The organism is Corynebacterium tuscaniense DNF00037 (assembly GCF_000759055.1).
Taxonomy (GTDB): domain Bacteria; phylum Actinomycetota; class Actinomycetes; order Mycobacteriales; family Mycobacteriaceae; genus Corynebacterium; species Corynebacterium tuscaniense.
This window is the reverse complement of record NZ_JRNG01000074.1, coordinates 1-1,607: the sequence shown is the minus strand read 5'-3', so window position 1 is coordinate 1,607 and position 1,607 is coordinate 1. Positions and strand designations below refer to the sequence as shown.

At 52.5% G+C, this 1,607-nt stretch carries 2 protein-coding genes; both read right to left on the bottom strand.

Features of this window, described 5'->3' with window-relative positions:
• Positions 1 to 394: hypothetical protein (locus tag HMPREF2129_RS11095; protein WP_156959288.1), on the bottom strand; the 394-nt coding region annotated here is incomplete at its 3' end.
• 22 nt (positions 395 to 416) lie between these two features.
• Complete coding sequence (locus tag HMPREF2129_RS10425) at positions 417 to 1,058, bottom strand: DUF3558 family protein (protein ID WP_034666379.1); 642 nt, start codon at positions 1,056 to 1,058, stop codon at positions 417 to 419.
• Positions 1,059 to 1,607: the final 549 nt, after the last annotated feature.

The window sequence follows — 1,607 nt, the reverse complement described above, 5'->3', positions numbered from 1 at the left end:
CTAAACTCCACGGCCGACCAGCAGCAGGAGTAACAACACTAAACGGACTGACTAAAGGCGCATCAGGGGTTGAAATACGCACACCCCCAGACACATCCCCACCACCAGGACGAAACGACTCCCCAATACCTGCATCAACAGCAACAAACCCATCCACCTGATCACGCAACAACCCAGCAGCATTCGACAAAAACAACGCCAACCCCCGCGTCGCCTCAGGCTGACTCACCGAACTAATCACCTGATGCATCCGCCCCGCCTGATCCAAACCAGACACAGAAGAATAGAGACCGACCCCACTCATGTCTACGAGCAGCAATTGTCCTGATAAATGCTCACTAGCTTTCTCAAGCAGACCCGCGGCTTGCCGGACTGCATTAACATCCAAGTACATAATTCTGTCCCCCAATATCTCGCTACCGTTGCAAGTAAAACTTTTCCATTACTTTTTGAGCGTAAGAGCATGTCTCGTCAAATTCAGTGCTCGCCTTTAGGTCTCCAGCAATAATCGAGAACTCACCTCGTACTGTGTCGACTGCGGCTACACAGGAAATAATGCCTGCCTGAGTTCCTCTATAGAGCATTAATCCCGGCACAACTTCGGAGACATCTGACCGAGCCTCTAAATCAGGGCGACTGAATATGAACTCTTTCGTCGCCGAGCTCGTCCCGATCGCAACAGACTTTTCACCGCTCGTATCCAACAGTCCGCAACCGACACCTCCCACAAGTAGTGGCGTGCTTGGACCCACCTTTTCTAAGCCCACCATCGCGAATTCTTCCTCGGTGATCTCCTCGCAGGGATTGAATAAGTTGTCTTTAATCTCTTCGTAGTTAAAATCTCCGAGAATGAGATCACCACTAGCAAAGTGAAAAGCAGGCACCTCCGCCTGCGTGGGGTCTGATCCAGCGTCAGGCGCCGATGGCGTAGGTGCATCCTCTACTGGACTTGTCTCGTGCCGTTGGTCGGCTTGCCCGAATAAGCCCGTCGCCGTGCAACTTGAAAGTAAGCACACAGTGGCTACAGCCGTGATGACAGTTGTTATCCGCTTGTGCATACTGCGCTACCCCCGATCGTTGTGCTCCCCAGGTCAGTCCGGATCTCGTCGGACACAAACAACAATGCCACGTTTCCAAGACGCAGGAAACCTATTTTTGTCCACTAAAGTGGACATCCCTCAAACCCGCTGCTTAAACGACACCGATCATTAGAAAAACATTCCACGAATACCCTTTGGACCAATACCCGAACTGCTCCCCATCAGTGAACAAACTGATGAGTCCAACTCATAAGCAACAGGCAAAACGTGGTAGACAGCTCAGACACCGAGCCAGGCGAACTACTCGGGCTGGAATGGCCTCGCCATTACCCCATCATCGTCATACGCCTGGGGTGCCCGCATATGGTGGACACGTAGTGTTGCCACTTCCTGGTTAGGCAGTTTCTTCTTCGTTGGTGGTCTGAGTGAAGTAGTGCTCGAAGTCGTCGGGGCTAACCATCCCGAGTGCGAAGTACCAGCATCGACGATTGCAAATCACTTCAATCCAACGCGAGACACCCGTACACCCTCTCCGCTGTGCGAACGGACGGTAGAAACCCAGCCGGT